The following is a 19,183-nucleotide window of genomic DNA, read 5'->3' on the forward strand; positions in this document are numbered from 1 at the left end:
TTTGGATAATTTATGAATACTGCTGACAATGCGTCAATCAATGAATATTTGACGCATGTACGAATTGTAATGGTAAATACGACACTGCCTGCAAATATCGGTAGCGCATTACGTGCGATGAAAACGATGGGACTATCTCAACTGGTTCTGGTTGCACCTAAAACTTACCCTCATCCTGATATTGATGCGCTGGCCGCAGGTGCGCAAGACCTGGTTGAAAAGATTAAAATTGTAGATACGCTAGAACAAGCCATTCAGGATTGTCATATTGTATTTGGTACAAGTGCTCGAAGCCGTACTATTCCCTGGCCACTACTCGATGCGCGGCCTGCAGCAGAACTTTCAATGGATGCTGTTATCACTAGACAGCAAGAAATTGCAATTGTGTTTGGTCGTGAAGATCGTGGACTGACCAACGAAGAACTTGCCTTAGCTAATTATCACCTGACCATCCCTGTCAATACAGATTATGGTGTACTCAATGTCGCCCAAGCGATTCAAGTCATTTGTTATGAAATGAGAATGGCAACTCTTGCCCAAGTACAAAATGATCAGGCATCTTCTGATTCTCAAAAAATGCAGGTAACTGAAAAAATCGAGATGGATTGGGATGAACCTCTGGTTAATCATCAGCAAATGGAAGAGTTCTATCCACATCTTGAAAAAATGTTAGTCGATATAGAGTTTCTTGATCCTCAAAATCCAAGATTATTACCATTAAGACTTCGTCGACTATTTGGTCGTGCACAATTAGATCGAATGGAATACCATTTGCTGCGAGGCATTTTCAGTCGAGTTCAAGCACTCAGTCATGGAAAATGGAAAAAAACAGCTCTGGACAAGGAGGAACAGTCAGATGTTTAAACAGTTAAAAGAAGATATTCAGGCCGTTTTTGCTCGTGATCCTGCTGCTCGCAATACGCTGGAGGTGTTGACAACATATCCAGGTATTCATGCGCTGATTATGCACCGAATGGCCCATGAACTATGGAATAAGGACTTTAAAGGGACTGCTCGAGCATTATCATCATTCAGTCGTTTTGCAACGGGTATTGAAATTCATCCTGGCGCAAAGATTGGTCGTCGCTTTTTTATTGATCATGGCATGGGTGTCGTTATTGGTGAAACTGCTGAAATTGGGGACGACGTCACGCTGTATCATGGTGTCACGCTTGGTGGGACCACCTGGAATACAGGTAAACGCCATCCTACGCTTGAAGATGGTGTCGTCATCGGTGCTGGTGCAAAGATTTTAGGTCCTTTTACCATTGGTAAAGGTGCAAAAATTGGTTCAAATGCAGTGGTGACGAAAGCTGTACCTGCAGGTGTAACGGCTGTAGGTAGTGCAGCACGATTCATTTATAAAAATATCGAAAAAAATGAAGATGAGATCCGTAGAGAAAATTATGCTCAGAGCATTGGTTTTCAGCCTTATGCCACCACACGAGACCAAGCAGATCCTATTCTGGAAGGCATGAAAGTTTTACTTGATCGATTACAACAAAATGAAGTTCGTATGAACACTTTATGCCAGAGACTATCTTCTTTGGATCCTAGCTTTAACAAGCAAAATTACGATCAACAACCTTTTAGTCAAGAAGAACTCAAAATTATTGAAGAAGTCCGCCGAGAATGCGAAGCACAAACGCATACGGACAAAGCCTGAACATTTAGTTTAATACTGTAACACGCTACTCATTGCATGTTTGTCACGGTTTTTTTAGACTGGCACGACAAACATGCTTTTTTTATTCATACAACAATTTACGGATGACTCTATGATGCTTAAGCCTTTGGCATATACCATGTTAGCAGCTTCAATTTTGACCGCATGTAGTCCACTTCCTGTCAAACACCCTAAGCAGCAGACCGTTCAACCCTTTGTTTTTACAGAACCTGATATTTCTCCACCATTTTATGCACTGAATCCATTTAACTACGATGCACCTCCAGCTTTTGAAGTGGCTTTAAAAGAAGCTGCGGCTCAGCCAGTCACCAAAATGGTGGTGAAGCGTCAGGATAATCCAAATGAAACCATGGTACTTGATACCAATAAATTGATTATTCCAACAATCAACAATAATGCCCGTGCAATGAAATATGCAGTACTTGCTGGGGATAATGAGCTTGATGTGACTGAAATAGATGACTTTCTCACCATGGTTGAAGGTAAAGCACGTCATTATCCACCCCGCTTTACAGATCGTCAGGAAAGACGTGGTTTTGAAGGCAAACTAAAACAAGTTTCACAACAATTAGATACGCTCGCTGCAAATCCAAATGCATCTTTCGATGTTTTAATTCGTGCATTCAAAGCCAGTGTACTTGGCCGCAATCTTGATTTAGGTTCTGCTTATACCACCAAATCTTTAACTTATGCTCAACGCCTGCTTAAAATGAATCCAAATGATGCAGAGGCAAATTTCTGGTTCGGTTTTGGTTTATCTGAAGGTGGTGGTCAGCGTGAAGCAATGCCTTACCTTGAAAAAGCAATGAAAGGTGGTGTGCAAGAAGCGTATCTGGTTTCTGCAAATAACTACATTGCAATGGAACAGAAAAAGAATGCAATTCAGACGCTGAAAAACTACAAAATCAAGTATCCTGATGAAGCACAAGTTGCAGATCGATTAATTCAGGAAGTTGAAAAGCAAGGCCGTTGGAATGTTTGGCAAGTGATGAATAATCCAGCAATTGCACCGAAATAATGAGTACGATATAAAATAATAAATAGGCTGTTTAGACGGCCTATTTTTTTGTTAGTTTTATTTTAACTAAATTGAAAATCACTGCAAATCACGTATTATCATGGCTCATTACCCCGTTTACCTATGACTATGATAGACAACAGAAAAACAAAGAAAATTATCTATGCTTGTTCAGTCGTTTTAGTTGTATCCTTAACTGGCTGCCAAGTCGTGAGCGTAAAACAGCAAGCACTGAATGTAACAATTGCAAATGAACGTAATAGCGTTTTGATGCAAGATCAGCTGAGTGAAGCAAGTTTAAATGTTCTGTCGATGTCGGGACGTGAAGCAAAAGTTTGTACGTCAGATCCAGATCAGTGTATTGCAGAACTTAAAAGCATTCCTCAAATTGGAGATGAACAGTTTTTATCTACTGCAAGCGAAATGTATCTTGCAAAAGCCATGTTACTCGAAAAATCCTCCGAATGTAATATCAGCCGTTTAGCTAAATATAAATCTGAGCAACATCAACAAGCATCTCAACAAATATATAATGACTGCTTAGATCAACAGATGAACATGCTCGATAAAAGTATACGTTATAGTTATGCCTATTTGTTTGAAACCAAACGTCAACCTAAAGATCGTATCTTTGATAACCGACAGGTTCAAATTCGTGACTTTTACAATCAAGCAATTGCAAAGCTTGTCACCACCTATGCCGCACGAAATCCAGATACTCAGGTTCAGGAAACCATTCAGGTGGGCGATAATACCTATCAGGTTAATTTAGATAACTACAAACAGCTTGCTCATCAAAAACTTGAGAAATTTATTTCAAGTTATAATCTGAATTTTTCAGGATTACGCACCATTAACCGCCGCGATGGTTTCGGATCCGAGTTTGTTGCCGTCTTTCCAGCTTCAAAATATCCACAAAATACAAAATATATTCTTGATCCGCTTAATTATAGTTATAAAAATGGACAAAATCCGAATATACATAAAGCAAGATATTTAGCCGCAACGATTGTGGCACAACCCAAACAAGCATCCTCACTCGCAGATATATTGGGTCGTGCCCCATTTGAAATAAAAATATACGACCCCTATCGCACCGAGAATATCGATGTTGATGGAAAAAACTATCCATTAGCAGCCAACTACTCTGCACCTTATGGATTATGGCTTGCCGAAAATAATTTGGGGGTTTCAGCTTATTTGAGTCTCATTGATCGAGATCAGAGGCTCATGATGCCACATCTTTATATGCTTGAACCGTATAATCCGCAGAAAAAAGTCATCGTTCTGGTTCATGGTTTAGCCAGCAGTCCAGAAGCATGGATCGCGCTAACCAATGATATTATGGGCGACAATATATTACGTGAACATTATCAGGTCTGGCAGGTATTTTACTCGACCAATATGCCAATTTTAGAGAGTCGCTTTCAGATTTATGCACTGCTAAAACAAGCGTTTGATTCACTTAATCCAAATGATCCCGCAGATCATAATGCCGTTCTCATTGGTCACAGTATGGGAGGCATTATCAGTCGTTTACTGGTTAGTCAGGCAGATATCTCACAAAAAGCCTTTTCACTTGTAAGTCCATACCAGCAAGCTCAATTAAAGAAACAGCCCATGGTATATCAACGTCTGAAAATTCAACCCATTCCTAATTTTGATCGTGCAATATTTATGTCTGCGCCTCATCACGGTACAGATTTTGCTGATTTATGGTTTACACGAGCAGCCCGCAAAATCATTAAGCTGCCTGGTGCATTTTTAGGTGCAATTACCGATACCGTTACTAATGAAAACATCGATGCAAAAGATCTATTACTTAGAATAGATCAGGGTCTCATTCAAAATGGACCGAGTGATTTAAGTTATAAATCAAAATTTATTGAATTAACCAAAAATATTAATCCACCTTCTGGCTTTGTTTTTCACTCAATTATCGGAAATAATACCAAAAGTGATGATCCAGAGAAGATTACCGATGGCATCGTGCCATACAAAAGTGCTCACCTAGAAGGCTCTGCCTCTGAAAAGATCATTCAAGGAGGCCACTCTATACAGGAAACACCTCAGGCAGTTTTAGAGTTACGCCGAATCCTACGTTTACATTTAAAAGAACATCAAATCCAATAAATGTAAACGTTTTAACATTCGCATGTAAAAAATTAAGTTATTGATGTTTATAACACTCATCAAGTGCTAACTCATAATAAGCTAGACCATCCTGTGCAGCCTGAAATGCTTTTTCTTGAATTTCAGGTTTGCCCTCTCCCAGCCTTTTGATCAACTCCATTGCCTCATAAGGATGAATATCATCATAATGCGCATGTGCACGCAACCAAGCAAGGGAGCGTTTATTTATACTGACTTCAGGGTGATCAATATAGGCATTGATACCTTTATAAACTTGAATAGACCAGTCGCCTGTTGCCCATTCAATTGCCAGATTTGTTGCAGCCAGACACTCGGCAAGTGAGCCTTTGGTATTGATATTCCAAAGAAAATGATTAACTGCATCCATCGCTACAGGTGGCCTCACACGATCTAGTTCCTCGACTGTTAAGCCAAAGCCACCAGCCCAGTCTCGGTACCAATTGAGATGTCTTTCTTCAACTTTTATATTTTGTATTAACCAGTTTCGTGTTTCAGTTACACCTGCTTCGGTAAAGTCAGTTGCTTTTGACAAAGCCAAGGCCATATATGAAGGAAAATGTGCGACCAATGGATAAAAATTGAGTAAAGCACTACGGAAGCATTTGAGATTCAGGCGACCATTCGCCATATCCTGAAATAAAGGATGCTGCCCTACACGATCTTTTGCAGGAATGAGCTCATCCCAAAATTGTTGTGCCCAGGGACTGTGTGGCGTAATCTTTAAGTCTGTTCCTTCTAATAACGCACTCATGGCAATAATCCTATAACTGTTTGATTCAAACAATTGATCAATGTAATATTCTTAATAATACAATACATATTTCCTTGAAAAATACTTCATTTTTTAATAATTTTCTAGATATGACCAATGTTTTTATGTGATGAAAATCACATTTTATGAATTTATTTTTATAAAATTATTGATTAAAAAATCGAATTACTTTGTTTATTAAAAATAATATATGAGATAAGACACAAATAAAGCGATCAAAATATTCATAAAAATAAAAAAACGCTTATTAGTTATCTTTTTTTAATAAAACAACAATTCAATTAACATATTTAATTTTAAAATGACAAAAATATAAGTCATTGTTTTCATAAAATTTATATAAATGAAAGATATTACTTTAATTCCATAGAAAATCGCCGTATATTGTTTTAAAGCACATTTATATCTCATAAATATTTTCGGAATGTCCAAGGATAGCGAGATCTAACGATGAAGTTACAAGGCTCAAATATATTAAATCAAGAGCAAATCGACTTATTGATATCTCGTGGGCTTAATTTTGTATGGTTTCCCCAACAACTTGAGACTCTTTATCGCGAACAATATAAACAAGCAGCTGCATATGAATTCCGATTTCGGGCGCCTATTATTCTTATATTATATGGTTTATTAAGCTTTGGTATTTATCAGATCCTTCCTCATAATCAAGTAGAAACTTGGTTGATTTATTATGCTTGGGTCGGGATTATCATTACCTTTGCTTGGTTATTATCTTTTATCAAGATATTTAATAAATGGTTTGATGTTTACGTCGGTTTAGGCTCGACTGCTGCGGTTGCAATTACATTTACACTCATCAACGTCATAGAAGGAGGCCAAAATAATGCTCTTTTGCATGCATCAATGATGTATGCCGTTATTATTATCTATGGTTTTGTTGGATTACGATTCTATAATGCTCTATTCGCGGGATGGATCGGTGGACTGGTAGGCATTATTTTTAGTCTTAATTTCAACAATTCGATTGACTGGACTTACCTAAATCGAACCTACACTTTCAGTAGTTTTTTGGGTATGGCTCTTGCCTATTTTACAGACCGTCAGCACAGAGAAAATTTTTTAAGAGATTGTATTATCGAACTTAATCGCCTTGAACTTGTGAAACAGGCAGAACTTCTGGAAACACTCTCTCAACAGGACTCTCTGACTGGTTTAGCAAATCGACGTTATCTTGATGAAGTTTTAGAAAAAGAATGGCGCCGTGCGGTCAGGCATAGTACCCCCATTACCATCATGATGATCGATATCGATTACTTTAAATCTTATAATGATTCATTAGGACATATCAAAGGCGATGAGTGTTTACGCGAAATCGCGCTTGCCTTAAGTACGCTCACTTCAAGAAGTGGCGATCTTGCTGCCCGATATGGGGGTGAAGAATTTTTATTATTATTTCCAATGACCAATGAATCTGATGCACTCATTCAAGTTAAACGACTGATGAATGTGGTCAAAAATGTCGGTATTTTACATCCTTCAAGTGATATCTCTTCCGAAGTAACCTTAAGTGTAGGTGTTGCCACTATTATTCCAACTTTAGCAGATACGATTTCTGCATTTATTACTCGCGCAGATCATGCTTTATACATGGCAAAGAGTAATGGTCGAAATCAATACCAAATTGCAAATCTAAATGTGACCTTAAGAATGAGTCAAGTTTAAAAAATAATGATAATTATTTTCATTTAAACTATTATACTCGATCTATTAATAACATTTTTGCTCATTATGAAAAAATTCTGTTTACTTGCTGCTTTCATGTCTACTGTTATACATGCTCATGAACCCTACATGACTCCCCTGAGTCACTTTACAGATAACTCTCAAGTTGCAGTTTTAGCGGGTTATGCAGAAGAGGCATTAAATAGCGAACATGCTTTAAAAAACTTTGAAATCATAGTGACTGATCCCCAGCAGCACAGCTCAAAAATTAAATCCTCCACCGACTTAAAATCTGTGAGTTTCATTGATCTGACGTTACCAAACTCTGGAACTTATTTACTGGAAACTAAAGCCAGCTTTCCTTTAAATTACGTCAAAGATCAAAAAGTGTGGAAAATGTTGTTTGAGGTGCCTAGCAATAAAGCTGGACTAAAATCAGATCGTGATTATCTCATTCCAGATGATTTTAAAAATAAGAGATACTCAATTGAAAAAATTACACGTGAATGGACATTACAAAGTTATATCACCAAAAAGCAAGTCTCTTCTCTTGCTGTAGATGGTACAGCACCCATTCAAGTCAATTTTCAAGCAAATCCCACCACCTTGAAAATAAATGATCCTGTTCATGTAAACATCTTTAAAAATAAGCAACCACTTAAGAATGCTGACATTCATGTGAGGTATAAAGGAGAAAGTGATAAAGATGCTCGGCACATCAAATCGGATCAAGATGGAAATGCCACTCTTATATTTAATCATTCAGGCGAATATTTGCTTGAGGTTACTGAACACATAGACCCAACTCAGAAACCTAAAGATCAGTTTTATACAATTATTTCGCTTTCAATAAAATAATTTAATTATTTTTTATAAAAAAGCAGGTTAAGATTTACCTGCTTTTTGTCATAACTAACCTTCAAATATAATATTCAATTCACGAAAGATAATATCTTCATTTGTAGATAAAATTCTACAATCAAGAGCTTAATTCCAAATAATTGAATCTATTTCAACCATAAACTGAATATTTTTCAGGATTATTCTGATTAAATGCGTTACATTTAATTGTTTCTCCATTCGTTTTTATTGTTTATGAGTAAACCTAGAATCAAGCTTAAACTTCCAGATAATGCTGATAAATTATTACTTCATTCTTGCTGTGCGCCATGCTCTGGTGAGGTGATGGAAACGCTGTTATATTCTGGAATCGATTATTCCATATTTTTTTATAATCCAAATATCCATCCTGTTAAAGAATATCTGATTCGTAAAGAAGAAAATATTCGTTTTGCAGAAAAACACAATATTCCTTTTATCGACTGTGATTATGATACTGATAACTGGTTTGAGCGTGCGAAAGGTATGGAAAATGAACCAGAAAAAGGGATTCGTTGCACCATGTGTTTCGATATGCGCTTTGAACGTGCCGCTCTTTATGCATATGAAAACGGCTTTAAAGTATTTAGTAGTTCGTTAGGCATTTCTCGCTGGAAAAATATGGAGCAAATTAACGATTGTGGCATTCGTGCGGCATCACATTATCCCGATATCCATTATTGGGATTACAACTGGCGCAAAAATGGTGGTGCAACTCGTATGCTCGAAATTAGTAAACGTGAAGAATTTTACCAACAGGAATATTGTGGTTGTGTTTACTCATTGCGTGATACAAATCGCTGGCGTATGAGTCAAGGACGGGATCGAATTCAACTAGGTGTAAAGTTTTATTCTGCCAGTGATCCTGATTAAATCAAATAAATCTATCTGTCCAAAACACTGGTTGCTGCTTTGGACAATACTCACATAGAAAATGTGCTGTCCTTGCTCATATTGAGTAATTAATAATCACGTGATTCGCCCTGTTCTTGCAAAAATTGCTGAATCAACTTGATCACTTCCTGAGGTTTTTCAGCATGTAACCAATGCCCTACACCTTCGATTGATTTAATTTCGGCTGATGGAAACTGCTGACGAATATTATTTTCATATTCCATTTCGATATAATCAGAATTTGCTCCTTTAATAAATAGACATGGTTTCAACCACGGTTGAATATCCTTCCATCCTGTAATACTTGGATACTGTTTTTCAATTGCGTCGACATTAAATAGCCAATGCCCTTGATTAAAAGATTTAAGCAAGAAGAGAATGATGCCATCTTGTGGAATAAACTGCTTCATAATTTCAGTGGCTTGCTTGCGACTCAGTTCATGAGGTTCAGCGCGCACAGCATTGATGGCTTTTAAAATGTCCTGATGTCGATGTCCCTGATAAACCACTGGACTAATATCCAATACAATTAATTTATCCACACGATTCGGATAAAGACCTGCAATTTTCATGCAAACCTTTCCGCCCATCGAGTGTCCAATCAAAGAAAATTGCTCAATACCGAGTTCATCTAGGGTATCAATTACATCTTGTGCCATAATTTCATAGTTCATTTCATCACTATGTGACGATAAACCGTGATTACGTAAATCGAGCTGTATAATTTTATGATTTGTATTTAGAGCCCGTGCAATAACGCCCAAATTAGATAAACTACCCAATAAACCGTGCAATAAGACCACTGGCTTGTTAGTTGTTGCGTGATCCGATTCAACAATGTGACTATGTAATATCATCAAGTTTTCCATCTATTTATTGCTCTATCAATAGATTAGCGCGACGAGATAGAATGATTCAAGCAGCAACTACATTTCATCATCAAATAAAAAACTGCTCTCAACAGATTTTATAGCCATCTAAAAATGAGTAGTGAATTCGATTGCTCAATCATTCGTTGCGTAGAATATATAATTCGTCAAAATAAATATCGACTTTTGTTGAATAATCCAGTATATCGAAGGAAATAAAAAGAGTACTTATATATGCCTACTCCAACGTCTAACGCTCTCAATAAACCTCCATTTTTATCTAAACAACGGATTGTTGCTCGTCCAAATTTCAATCGCTGGCTTGTTCCACCTGCCGCACTTGCCATTCACCTTTGTATTGGTATGGCCTATGGGTTTTCAGTATTTTGGTTGCCACTTTCCAAAGCCATCGGTATTGATCATCCTATTGAATGCGCGGCAGATATTGGTTTTTTTCAACAATTATTTACCACATCCTGTGATTGGAAAATTTCTACACTTGGCTGGATGTATACCTTATTTTTTGTATTACTTGGTAGCTCAGCAGCCATTTGGGGCGGATGGTTAGAACGTGTAGGTCCTCGTAAAGCTGGGTTGATCAGTGCAATCTGCTGGTGTGGCGGAATGCTCATATCCGCTTTAGGAATTCATTTACATCAATTTTGGCTGATGTTGTTAGGGTCTGGTGTTATTGGGGGAATTGGTTTGGGTTTGGGATATATTTCACCCGTGAGTACCCTGATCAAGTGGTTCCCTGACCGTCGCGGCTTAGCCACAGGACTCGCGATTATGGGTTTTGGTGGGGGTGCTATGATTGGTTCACCACTGGCCGTCGAATTGATGGCTCATTTTTCAACGCCAGATAACGTTGGAGTAGCCTCAACTTTTGTATGTATGGCATTGATGTACTTTGTCTTTATGGTTGCAGGTGCACTTACCTACCGTATTCCAGCGAAAGACTGGAAGCCTGAGGGTTGGCAACCACCCGTCAAAATGCAGAACAATATCTTTATTACACAAAATCATGTCCATGTAAAAAAAATCTGGGGTATTCCTCAGTTTTGGCTGGTTTGGATGGTGTTATGCATGAATGTTTCTGCAGGTATTGGTGTGATAGGTATGGCATCGCCAATGCTACAGGAGGTCTTTGCAGGTCAACTCATTGGTTTACCCATTCAATTTTCAGATTTGAATACAGATCAACTCAAGCAAATTGCTGCGATTGCTGCTGGATTTACAGCTTTACTCAGTTTATTTAACATTGGTGGGCGTATTGTTTGGGCGAGTTTATCGGATCGTATTGGACGTAAAGCAACCTATAGTGTCTTCTTTATTTTAGGTGCAGCGCTCTACGCACTCGTACCTTTCGCAGCTCAAATTGACAGTAAACTTTTATTTGTAGGTGCAGTGTGTGTCATTATCAGTATGTATGGTGGTGGCTTTGCAACCGTACCCGCTTATTTAGCTGATCTTTTTGGTACTCAAATGGTCGGAGCAATTCATGGCAGACTACTCACTGCATGGGCAACTGCGGGTATATTAGGGCCAGTCATTGTTAATAACATGCGCGATTACCAGCTTGGGCTCGGTCTTCCCGCAAGTCAGGTCTATAATCAAACCATGTTTATTCTTGCAGGTTTACTCATTATTGGCTTAATTTGTAACTTGTGTATTCGACCAATCAATCCCAAATACTTTATGACCCAACAAGAGCTTGAATTTGAACAAAAGAATTTAGCAGCCACTCCTCAACAAGAAGTAAAAGAATCTAATCTGGCAAGCGCGCCTGCTTTGCAAACAACGCCCAGCCAAACGTTCTGGGTGGTTCTAGCATGGATTGCCATCGGAATTCCTTTACTCTGGGGAATCTATCGTACACTCATCAGTGTAAAAGCTTTTATCCAATAAATTAGATTAAAAAATACCTCCTGTAATAAGGAGGTATTTTTTAGTTCAAGCGATATTTAAAATCTAAGCGACTCTTTTTTGTACTAACAAAGAACCGACCGAATAACCCGCACCAAACGAACAAATCACACCAAATTCGCCTTCACTCACCTCTTCACCTGTTCTGTGTAAAGCAATAATGACTCCTGCTGATGAGGTATTGGCAAATTCATCCAGAATAATTGGAGTACGTTCAGCTTCTGCTTCTTTACCCAATACTAATTTAGCAATGAGCTGATTCATATTTAAATTGGCCTGATGTAACCAGAAACGTTTTATGTCTTGTGGATTTACCTGATTTTTTTCAAGTTGGGCGGTAATGATTTTTGCAACCAGTGGACACACATCTTTAAATACTTTTCGTCCGTCCTGCCTGAACTGTTTATCATCACGTGTTGCATCCTCACTACGGTTTAAGAAACCAAAGTTATTGCGGATGTTGTTGGAAAACTGAGTAAACAAATGTATATTCAAAATTTCAAAACCAGTTTTTGTATCTGTTTGCTCAATAATGGAAGCTGTAGCCACATCACCAAAAATAAAATGGCAGTCTCTGGAACGATAATCGGTATGTCCCGAAGTAATCTCGACATTCACCAAAAGAACACGGCGCGCACCAGATTGAATGGCATCGTAAGCTTGCTTTAAACCAAAAGTAGCGGCTGAGCATGCAACATTCATATCGTAGGCGTAGCCCTGAATACCAAGCGCAGACTGAATTTCAACCGCAACCGCTGGATAAGGACGCTGCATATTCGAGCAAGCTAAAATGACGACATCGATATCTTCAGCAGTGACTTTAGCATTTTCCATCGCCTGCTTCGCAGCCAATACTCCCCATTCGGCTTGAATAGAAAGCTCATCGTCTGTTCGCTCCTGTAAACGAGGACGTAATCTTTGAGGATCAAGAACACCTGATTTTTCAATTACATATCGACTTTTTATACCCGATGCTTTTTCGATAAATTCTGCACTTGAACCCAGGCGCTCAGGTAATTCGCCCGCTGCAATTTTTTCTGCATTTTCAGCATTATAATATTCTACATAAGCATTAAGGCTTTCAACCAGCTCTTCATTACTGATCGATTCTGCAGGATGGTACAAACCTGTACCTGTGATACGAATGCCCATGTAAAACTCCTTCATGAGAATGCGGGTAAATTAATGTATGCCTAAACCTTGCCAAAGCTTTTGCAGTCGAGCAGCAGAAACGGGCATCTTGGTTTTCATGGGTTGAGAAAATAACGAAATACGTAATTCCTCTACCATAAAATACAGCGATTTAAGTTCAGTTTTATTTTTAAACTTAAACAACTTATCCATCCACGGATCTACTTCAAGAATCGCTGCTTCATCTCGCGGCAAATTATTGGGTAAACGCTCCAGACGCATTAATAATGCTTTTAAATAACGTGGAAATTCAAGCCAAACCTCTGACCCTCGCGTATAAACAAAATCGCTTAGATTCATCAAGTCGAGCTGATCTTCAATATCATCAATGCTTCTTGCAAAGATATCAGCATCTAGCATCAGTAATTGACGACGAATATCCTGCCATTGAATAAAAATATCCGAAATAATCTGTAATGCTTGTTGTCCGTGCGTTAAAAATTCTTGTTTTACGTGCTGCAATAACTGTTTAAATTCTTGCTCATTGACAGGCAATGTGTTCACACTGAGCTGTAAAGTTGCATAAATCAGCATTTGCTCAAGTTTAGATTTATCTCCTAATGGAGAATAAGCCAGAAACAATGGTTTAGAAATCTGCTTTTTTAACTGCCTAGATAAATCACCTAACTGTAAATGTATCAAACGGATCACACCTTCACGATGTTGACGAATTGCTTCATCTTGATCGTTAAAGGTCTGTATCACAACACCAGATTCATCTTTTTGCTCAAGATCTGCAAAGTTCTTGGATGGCACCAAAGCCTGATACTGCTTGACAACCACACCCGTCACTTTTTGTGAGGCCTCAAAAACAAAATGATCTGGGAAGGTTTTAAACTCTCCCTTCATCTGTTTTACAGGTCGATGCGTTTCCGTTCGACAACGCGCTTTTAACTCATCAAGATCACGCCCTTTTTCAATCACTTGGCCTTTTTCATTGGTCACCCATATGAACGGAACCAAATAAGCATCAATGCGATTAAAGGCAAAATCTTTCTCACTAATTTGTTCACCACGTAAAGCAAAAGCTAGAAATTTAAAAATATGTTCACGTAAATGACTGGCATCAACGCTTTGCATCAATTTTCTTGCGGTGTCTGGAATGGGAACCAAGTTACGACGTTTATCCTTTGGTAAAGACTTTAATAATGCCTCAATCAAATCCAGACGCCATCCAGGAATACCCCATGACCACAAGTTTTCATCTACCTGAGCAAGTGCCTGAACTGGGATCTTGACTGTTGCGCCATCCTGATCATGACTCGGATCAAAACGATAAGTTGTTGCAAGGCGTAACTGACCATTTTGTAAATAATCGGGAAATTGTTGTGTGGTTGGTCGATCACTTTGCCAAAGTGCATCATCTTCGACGAACAGATAACGGGGATGTTTCGGCTCAATCGTTGCCCGCCAGTCTTCGAAACTGGAACGACTTGCAATTTCAGTAGGCACACGCTGTGCATAAAACTGATAAATGGTTTCTTCATCGACCACCAAATCACGACGGCGTAATTTGTCTTCAACTCGCTCAACTTCTTCAAGCTTAAGTAAATTATGCTTTAAAAATGGCGGCATTGTACCTAAATGACCCGTCGTAAGTGCATCACGCAAGAAAATCTCACGGGCTGCTGGGTGGTCTACTTTTTCAAAGTTAATCAGCCGCTTGGGTTCAATAATCAGGCCAAATAATGAAATTTGAGCATATGCATTTACTATTCCAGATTTTTTAGACCAGTGCGGCTCATAATAATGATATTTAAGTAAATCTCGCGCAGCCAATAAAATCCATTCAGGATCAATTTTAGCCAAAGTACGTAAATAGACTTGAGAGGTTTCGACCATCTCAAATGCCATGACCCAAGGCGTATTGGATTTATGCAAAGTGCTCGCTGGAAAAACCTTCGCCTTTTGCTGACGCACCGCCATATAAATATTGCGTTCATCGGTTTTATTGGCAATGAATGAAAGTAATCCTGTTAACAAGGCACGATGCAAATTTTCATAACTGGCTTTCTTTTCATTAAAAGAAAGATTCAATGATTTTGCCAGATCAAGAAGTTGACTGTGGGTCTGCTTCCACTCGCGTAAACGCAACCAGCTCAAAAAATGCTGACGGGCAAATTGACGACGCTTATTTTCAGTCGCGACATCAGGATTATGCTGTAAGGTGTCCCACAATTTGAGATAAAACAGAAAATCTGAATCTGCTTCTTTAAATAATGCATGCTTTTGATCTGCCTGCATTTGCTTATCGGCAGGACGTTCACGAGGATCCTGAATTGCAAGTGCACTCACCACGATCAAAATTTCATTCAAAACCCCAAAATGTGAGCCACCAACAATCATACGTGCTAAACGTGGATCAATTGGCATTCGAGACATCATCTGACCGACTTTAGTAAGATCTGCTTTTTGCTCACTTAGAGCTCCAAGCTCTATTAGTAACTTGCGTCCGTCATTGACTAGGCGATGATCTGGCGGCTCAATGAAATCAAATTGCTCGACACTCCCCAAGCCTAAGCTTTGCATTTGCAAGATTACAGAAGCCAGATTAGTGCGTTTAATTTCTGGTTCGGTAAACTCAGGACGACTTAAAAAATCTTCCTCACTGTATAGTCGGATACAAACACCTGGTGCAATACGACCACAACGTCCTTTACGCTGATTCGCAGCAGCTTGTGAAATTGCCTCGATGGGTAAACGCTGCACCCGGGAACGATAGTTATAGCGTGAAATTCGGGCAAAACCGCTGTCAATGACATAGCGAATATTGGGAACGGTCAATGCAGTTTCTGCAACGTTGGTCGAGATAATGATTCTTCGGCCTTTACCACTCGGACTAAAAATTCTTTGTTGCTCACCCAAACCTAATCTGGCATATAAAGGCAAAATTTCGGTATGCTTTGGACCATATTTCTGCAAAGTTTCCTGAAGCTCACGAATCTCCTGCTCTGTACTTGAGAAAATTAGAATATCCGCATGTTCTGGGTGGCCCTTTTCTTCTGCGTCTAGAAAGCATTCTTCGACAGCCTGTACCACAGCACGTGGCAGGTTTTCTTCAAAATCATCAAATTCGTCGTCATCGCTGCCGCCAATCGTCATTTCAGAGATTGGACGATAACGTACTTCAACTGGGAAACTTCGGCCTTCAACTTCAAAAATAGGTGCATCATTAAAGTAAGCACTAAAACGATTTACGTCTAATGTGGCAGACGTCACAATCACTTTAAGATCTGGGCGCTTAATTAAAATCTGTTTCAGATAGCCCATGATAAAATCGATATTGAGTGAGCGCTCATGTGCTTCATCAATAATAATAGTGTCATATTTATTTAGATATCGATCATGTCCTAGTTCTGCAAGCAGAATCCCGTCCGTCATTAATCGAACAATTGAGTCACTTGAACCTTGCTCATTAAATCGGACTTTAAAACTGATCGACTCACCTAACTTTTCACCTACTTCTTCTGCAATACGTTGCGAAACACTTCTTGCAGCCAAACGACGTGGTTGCGTATGCCCAATCATCCCAGTTAAACCACGCCCTGCCAGCATCGCAATTTGAGGAAGCTGAGTGGTCTTGCCCGAACCTGTTTCGCCTGCAACGATAATCACTTGATGCTTTTGAATCGCTTCAATTAAACGATCTGCATACTGTGTAACAGGCAAATCCTGATTGAGTTTAATCTTGGGAAAACGAGCCAAACGATTTTTAACTTGAGCATTGGATTTTTCGAACAAGGCTTGATATTGCTCTGGATTTTTATCTTTTCCTTTGCCTAGTCGATTTAAACGATGTCGGTCACGCACCATAACCAATTGATCTACATCTAAACCACTATGCACAGATAACCTTTCCTAATATTTTAAACAAGCGTTCTATTTTACGCGGGAATATAGCTGAACGAAAGTGATTCGTTTTATTTCTTGTTTTTTTAAGATATACCCTTGAAATTTAGAGTTCTTACCCGCATGTTGTTATGCAAGCAGAATTAGGGTCTGTCATTGGATGATCATATTGCCTTGTTAAGATGATAGATCAGACAGTTCGGGTGAAATATTAGACATTTTTGTGTGGCAATTCATTTTTCCGATTTTGTTTATGCAAAAATACTATTTCCCCAATAAATAAAAGTTCTTTATTCTAAATCAAGTTTTAAAGTTAACGATAATGTCCAATTCATGAATCATGGAGAAAATGATGAGCTTAATTAATACTGAAGTTAAACCATTTAAAGCAACTGCTTACCACAACGGTCAATTTGTTGAAGTGACTGAAGCTGACCTTAAAGGCAAATGGTCTGTTGTATTCTTCTATCCAGCTGACTTCACTTTTGTTTGCCCAACTGAACTTGAGGACTTAGCTGACAACTATGCTGAATTTCAAAAGCTAGGTGTTGAAATTTACGGTGTTTCGACTGATACACATTTCACGCACAAAGCATGGCATGACACTTCAGAAGCAATCAAAAAAATCCAGTATCCACTTGTTGGCGATCCAACTTGGACACTTTCTAAAAACTTTGAAGTGTTAATCGAAGCTGCTGGCTTAGCTGACCGTGGTACTTTCGTAATCGATCCTGAAGGTAAAATCCAGATCGTTGAAATCAACGCTGGCGGTATTGGCCGTGATGCTCAAGAACTTCTTCGTAAAGTGAAAGCAGCTCAATACGTTCACTCTCATCCAGGTGAAGTATGCCCTGCTAAATGGAAAGAAGGTGAAGCGACGCTTGCTCCATCTATCGACTTAGTGGGTAAAATCTAATTTTTTAGATGTTATCTATAAAAATAGTCACCTTATAGGTGGCTATTTTTTATTTGTAATTTATTCAATTGATCAGAACTTACTTTATTCATCTAACTTATAATAAATCATAAAAATGCATAAAAATTTATTTTAAGTTAATACCAAATTTTTATATTATCCATTAAAAAAGCCCGTTATACGGGCTTTTCTGCAACATCTAATATTGATCCAAAGTAGCACCAATATACTATGTTTGAGCAATTTAAATACAGGTTACATATCTTGGTTCGCCTAACTAAGTTATCCTTGAAGTCAGAAAGAATATGTTGACCTTGGAATTAGATTATCATTCAGATAATAGATAGTCAATTAATAAGGAGGTTATTTTCAACTTAAAACAATAAAATAAATAATATAAAAATCAATGCACTAAATAAAACTTACAATATAATTACATTTTAGAATATTTATTAACAATCTAGAGCAAAAATAATCGGGCTTTGAATATATTTCAAAGCCCTGATTTAAAATAAACCTTGTCGTTTTCTTAGACATCAATGATTAGTGGCCCAACTGATGAATTAAGCTTAAATGCTTTCTTACACCTTGATCGACTAAATGCGGCATAATCGAATTCATCATGACAAATCCGCGCTCGGGCCAACCAATATAAGTATTCTGTTTACCTTGTTTAATCGACTGTATAATAATCTTGGCTACAAGTTCTGGACTATCTGCTTTACTTCCCATTGCTTGCATCAAATCTTGTGCAGCCTGACTATTCATTGTTGTTTGCGTTGCTCTAGGTGCAACATACAACACTTGAATATTGCTATCGGCCAATTCACGTCGCAGGGCTTCCGAAAAACCTCGTAATGCGAATTTGGTTGCACAATATGTAGTGTAGCCAGCAAAACCAAGTGATCCATAAATCGAACCCACATTGACAATTTTCGCTTCAGATACAGCATTTAATTTTGCAATTAAACCCGCAGTCAAACTCATTGGTGCCGTGACATTCAGTTGTACCAGTTGATGAATCTGTTCAGGTGACTGATGATCAAGCGTTGCAAAACAATTCACACCTGCTGCATTAATCAATAAATTCAATCCCTCAACTTGTGAAGCGACCTGAATGACTTTATTCAAATCCTGAAAATCGAGCAGATCAGCACGGATAATTTTGATTTGTCCGATATATTTCTGCTGCAAACCTTCTAAAGATTGAATATTACGGGCCACTGCCAGTACTTTTGCGCCTTCACGACACAGCGCTTCACACAGTGCCAATCCTATCCCGCCACTCGCACCCGTGAGTAAAACATTTGCATTAGATAATTGCATAGACTCTATTCCCTTTAGA

Annotated in this window: 14 protein-coding genes; 9 read left to right on the forward strand and 5 right to left on the reverse strand. The window is 38.5% G+C overall.

From position 1 onward, the window contains the following. Nucleotides 1-12: 12 nt before the first annotated feature. From F952_RS11345 to F952_RS11360, 4 genes are all read left to right on the forward strand, one after another. A complete protein-coding gene (locus F952_RS11345; protein WP_004927543.1) occupies nucleotides 13-864 on the forward strand; it encodes an RNA methyltransferase in 852 nt (283 codons plus the stop codon). Further along, nucleotides 857-1,666, forward strand: coding sequence for a serine O-acetyltransferase (cysE, locus tag F952_RS11350; protein WP_004927545.1), 810 nt, complete (start codon nucleotides 857-859; stop codon nucleotides 1,664-1,666). The genes F952_RS11345 and cysE overlap by 8 nt, the downstream gene beginning before the upstream one ends. Nucleotides 1,667-1,778: 112 nt before the next feature. Beyond that, entirely contained in the window at nucleotides 1,779-2,705 is a 927-nt protein-coding gene (locus tag F952_RS11355) for an ABUW_2363 family tetratricopeptide repeat lipoprotein (protein ID WP_004927548.1), read from the forward strand. Between the two features lie 129 nt (nucleotides 2,706-2,834). Continuing rightward, complete coding sequence (locus tag F952_RS11360) at nucleotides 2,835-4,838, forward strand: esterase/lipase family protein (protein WP_034709364.1); 2,004 nt, start codon at nucleotides 2,835-2,837, stop codon at nucleotides 4,836-4,838. 37 nt (nucleotides 4,839-4,875) lie between these two features. Here F952_RS11360 and F952_RS11365 read toward each other — a convergent pair whose 3' ends face one another. Then, on the reverse strand, nucleotides 4,876-5,610 hold the full coding sequence (locus F952_RS11365; RefSeq protein ID WP_004927551.1) for an iron-containing redox enzyme family protein: 735 nt from the start codon (nucleotides 5,608-5,610) through the stop codon (nucleotides 4,876-4,878). A gap of 471 nt (nucleotides 5,611-6,081) precedes the next feature. Here F952_RS11365 and F952_RS11370 point away from each other — a divergent pair, with 471 nt between their 5' ends. The 3 genes from F952_RS11370 to F952_RS11380 all read left to right on the forward strand — a co-directional run bounded on the left by F952_RS11370 (nucleotide 6,082) and on the right by F952_RS11380 (nucleotide 9,066). Then, the gene (locus F952_RS11370; RefSeq protein WP_004927553.1) at nucleotides 6,082-7,314 is read left to right on the forward strand and encodes a GGDEF domain-containing protein; all 1,233 of its coding nucleotides are present in this window, start codon (nucleotides 6,082-6,084) and stop codon (nucleotides 7,312-7,314) included. Nucleotides 7,315-7,410: 96 nt separating this feature from the next. Then, nucleotides 7,411-8,172: a DUF4198 domain-containing protein gene (locus tag F952_RS11375; protein ID WP_228132645.1), complete on the forward strand. Its 762-nt coding sequence runs from the start codon at nucleotides 7,411-7,413 to the stop codon at nucleotides 8,170-8,172. Between the two features lie 237 nt (nucleotides 8,173-8,409). Beyond that, nucleotides 8,410-9,066: an epoxyqueuosine reductase QueH gene (locus F952_RS11380; RefSeq protein ID WP_004927559.1), complete on the forward strand. Its 657-nt coding sequence runs from the start codon at nucleotides 8,410-8,412 to the stop codon at nucleotides 9,064-9,066. Between the two features lie 89 nt (nucleotides 9,067-9,155). Here the strand turns inward: F952_RS11380 and F952_RS11385 are convergent, their stop codons facing one another. After that, on the reverse strand, nucleotides 9,156-9,944 hold the full coding sequence (locus tag F952_RS11385; protein WP_026056846.1) for an alpha/beta fold hydrolase: 789 nt from the start codon (nucleotides 9,942-9,944) through the stop codon (nucleotides 9,156-9,158). 246 nt (nucleotides 9,945-10,190) lie between these two features. Between F952_RS11385 and F952_RS11390 the strand changes: the two genes are divergently transcribed. Continuing rightward, the gene (locus F952_RS11390; protein WP_004927564.1) at nucleotides 10,191-11,864 is read left to right on the forward strand and encodes an OFA family MFS transporter; all 1,674 of its coding nucleotides are present in this window, start codon (nucleotides 10,191-10,193) and stop codon (nucleotides 11,862-11,864) included. A 63-nt stretch (nucleotides 11,865-11,927) separates the two neighbouring features. On the opposite strand, the gene F952_RS11395 is transcribed toward F952_RS11390, so the two are convergent. Further along, nucleotides 11,928-13,034: a beta-ketoacyl-ACP synthase III gene (locus tag F952_RS11395; RefSeq protein WP_004927566.1), complete on the reverse strand. Its 1,107-nt coding sequence runs from the start codon at nucleotides 13,032-13,034 to the stop codon at nucleotides 11,928-11,930. A gap of 30 nt (nucleotides 13,035-13,064) precedes the next feature. Then, the gene (hrpA, locus tag F952_RS11400) at nucleotides 13,065-16,886 is read right to left on the reverse strand and encodes an ATP-dependent RNA helicase HrpA (protein WP_370458634.1); all 3,822 of its coding nucleotides are present in this window, start codon (nucleotides 16,884-16,886) and stop codon (nucleotides 13,065-13,067) included. A gap of 388 nt (nucleotides 16,887-17,274) precedes the next feature. Here hrpA and ahpC point away from each other — a divergent pair, with 388 nt between their 5' ends. Continuing rightward, the gene (ahpC, locus tag F952_RS11405) at nucleotides 17,275-17,838 is read left to right on the forward strand and encodes an alkyl hydroperoxide reductase subunit C (protein ID WP_004927570.1); all 564 of its coding nucleotides are present in this window, start codon (nucleotides 17,275-17,277) and stop codon (nucleotides 17,836-17,838) included. Between the two features lie 543 nt (nucleotides 17,839-18,381). Here ahpC and F952_RS11410 read toward each other — a convergent pair. Next, nucleotides 18,382-19,164: an SDR family oxidoreductase gene (locus F952_RS11410; RefSeq protein ID WP_004927573.1), complete on the reverse strand. Its 783-nt coding sequence runs from the start codon at nucleotides 19,162-19,164 to the stop codon at nucleotides 18,382-18,384. Between the last annotated feature and the right edge of the window lie 19 nt (nucleotides 19,165-19,183).

Source organism: Acinetobacter baylyi DSM 14961 = CIP 107474 (assembly GCF_000368685.1).
Taxonomy (GTDB): Bacteria; Pseudomonadota; Gammaproteobacteria; order Pseudomonadales; family Moraxellaceae; genus Acinetobacter; species Acinetobacter baylyi.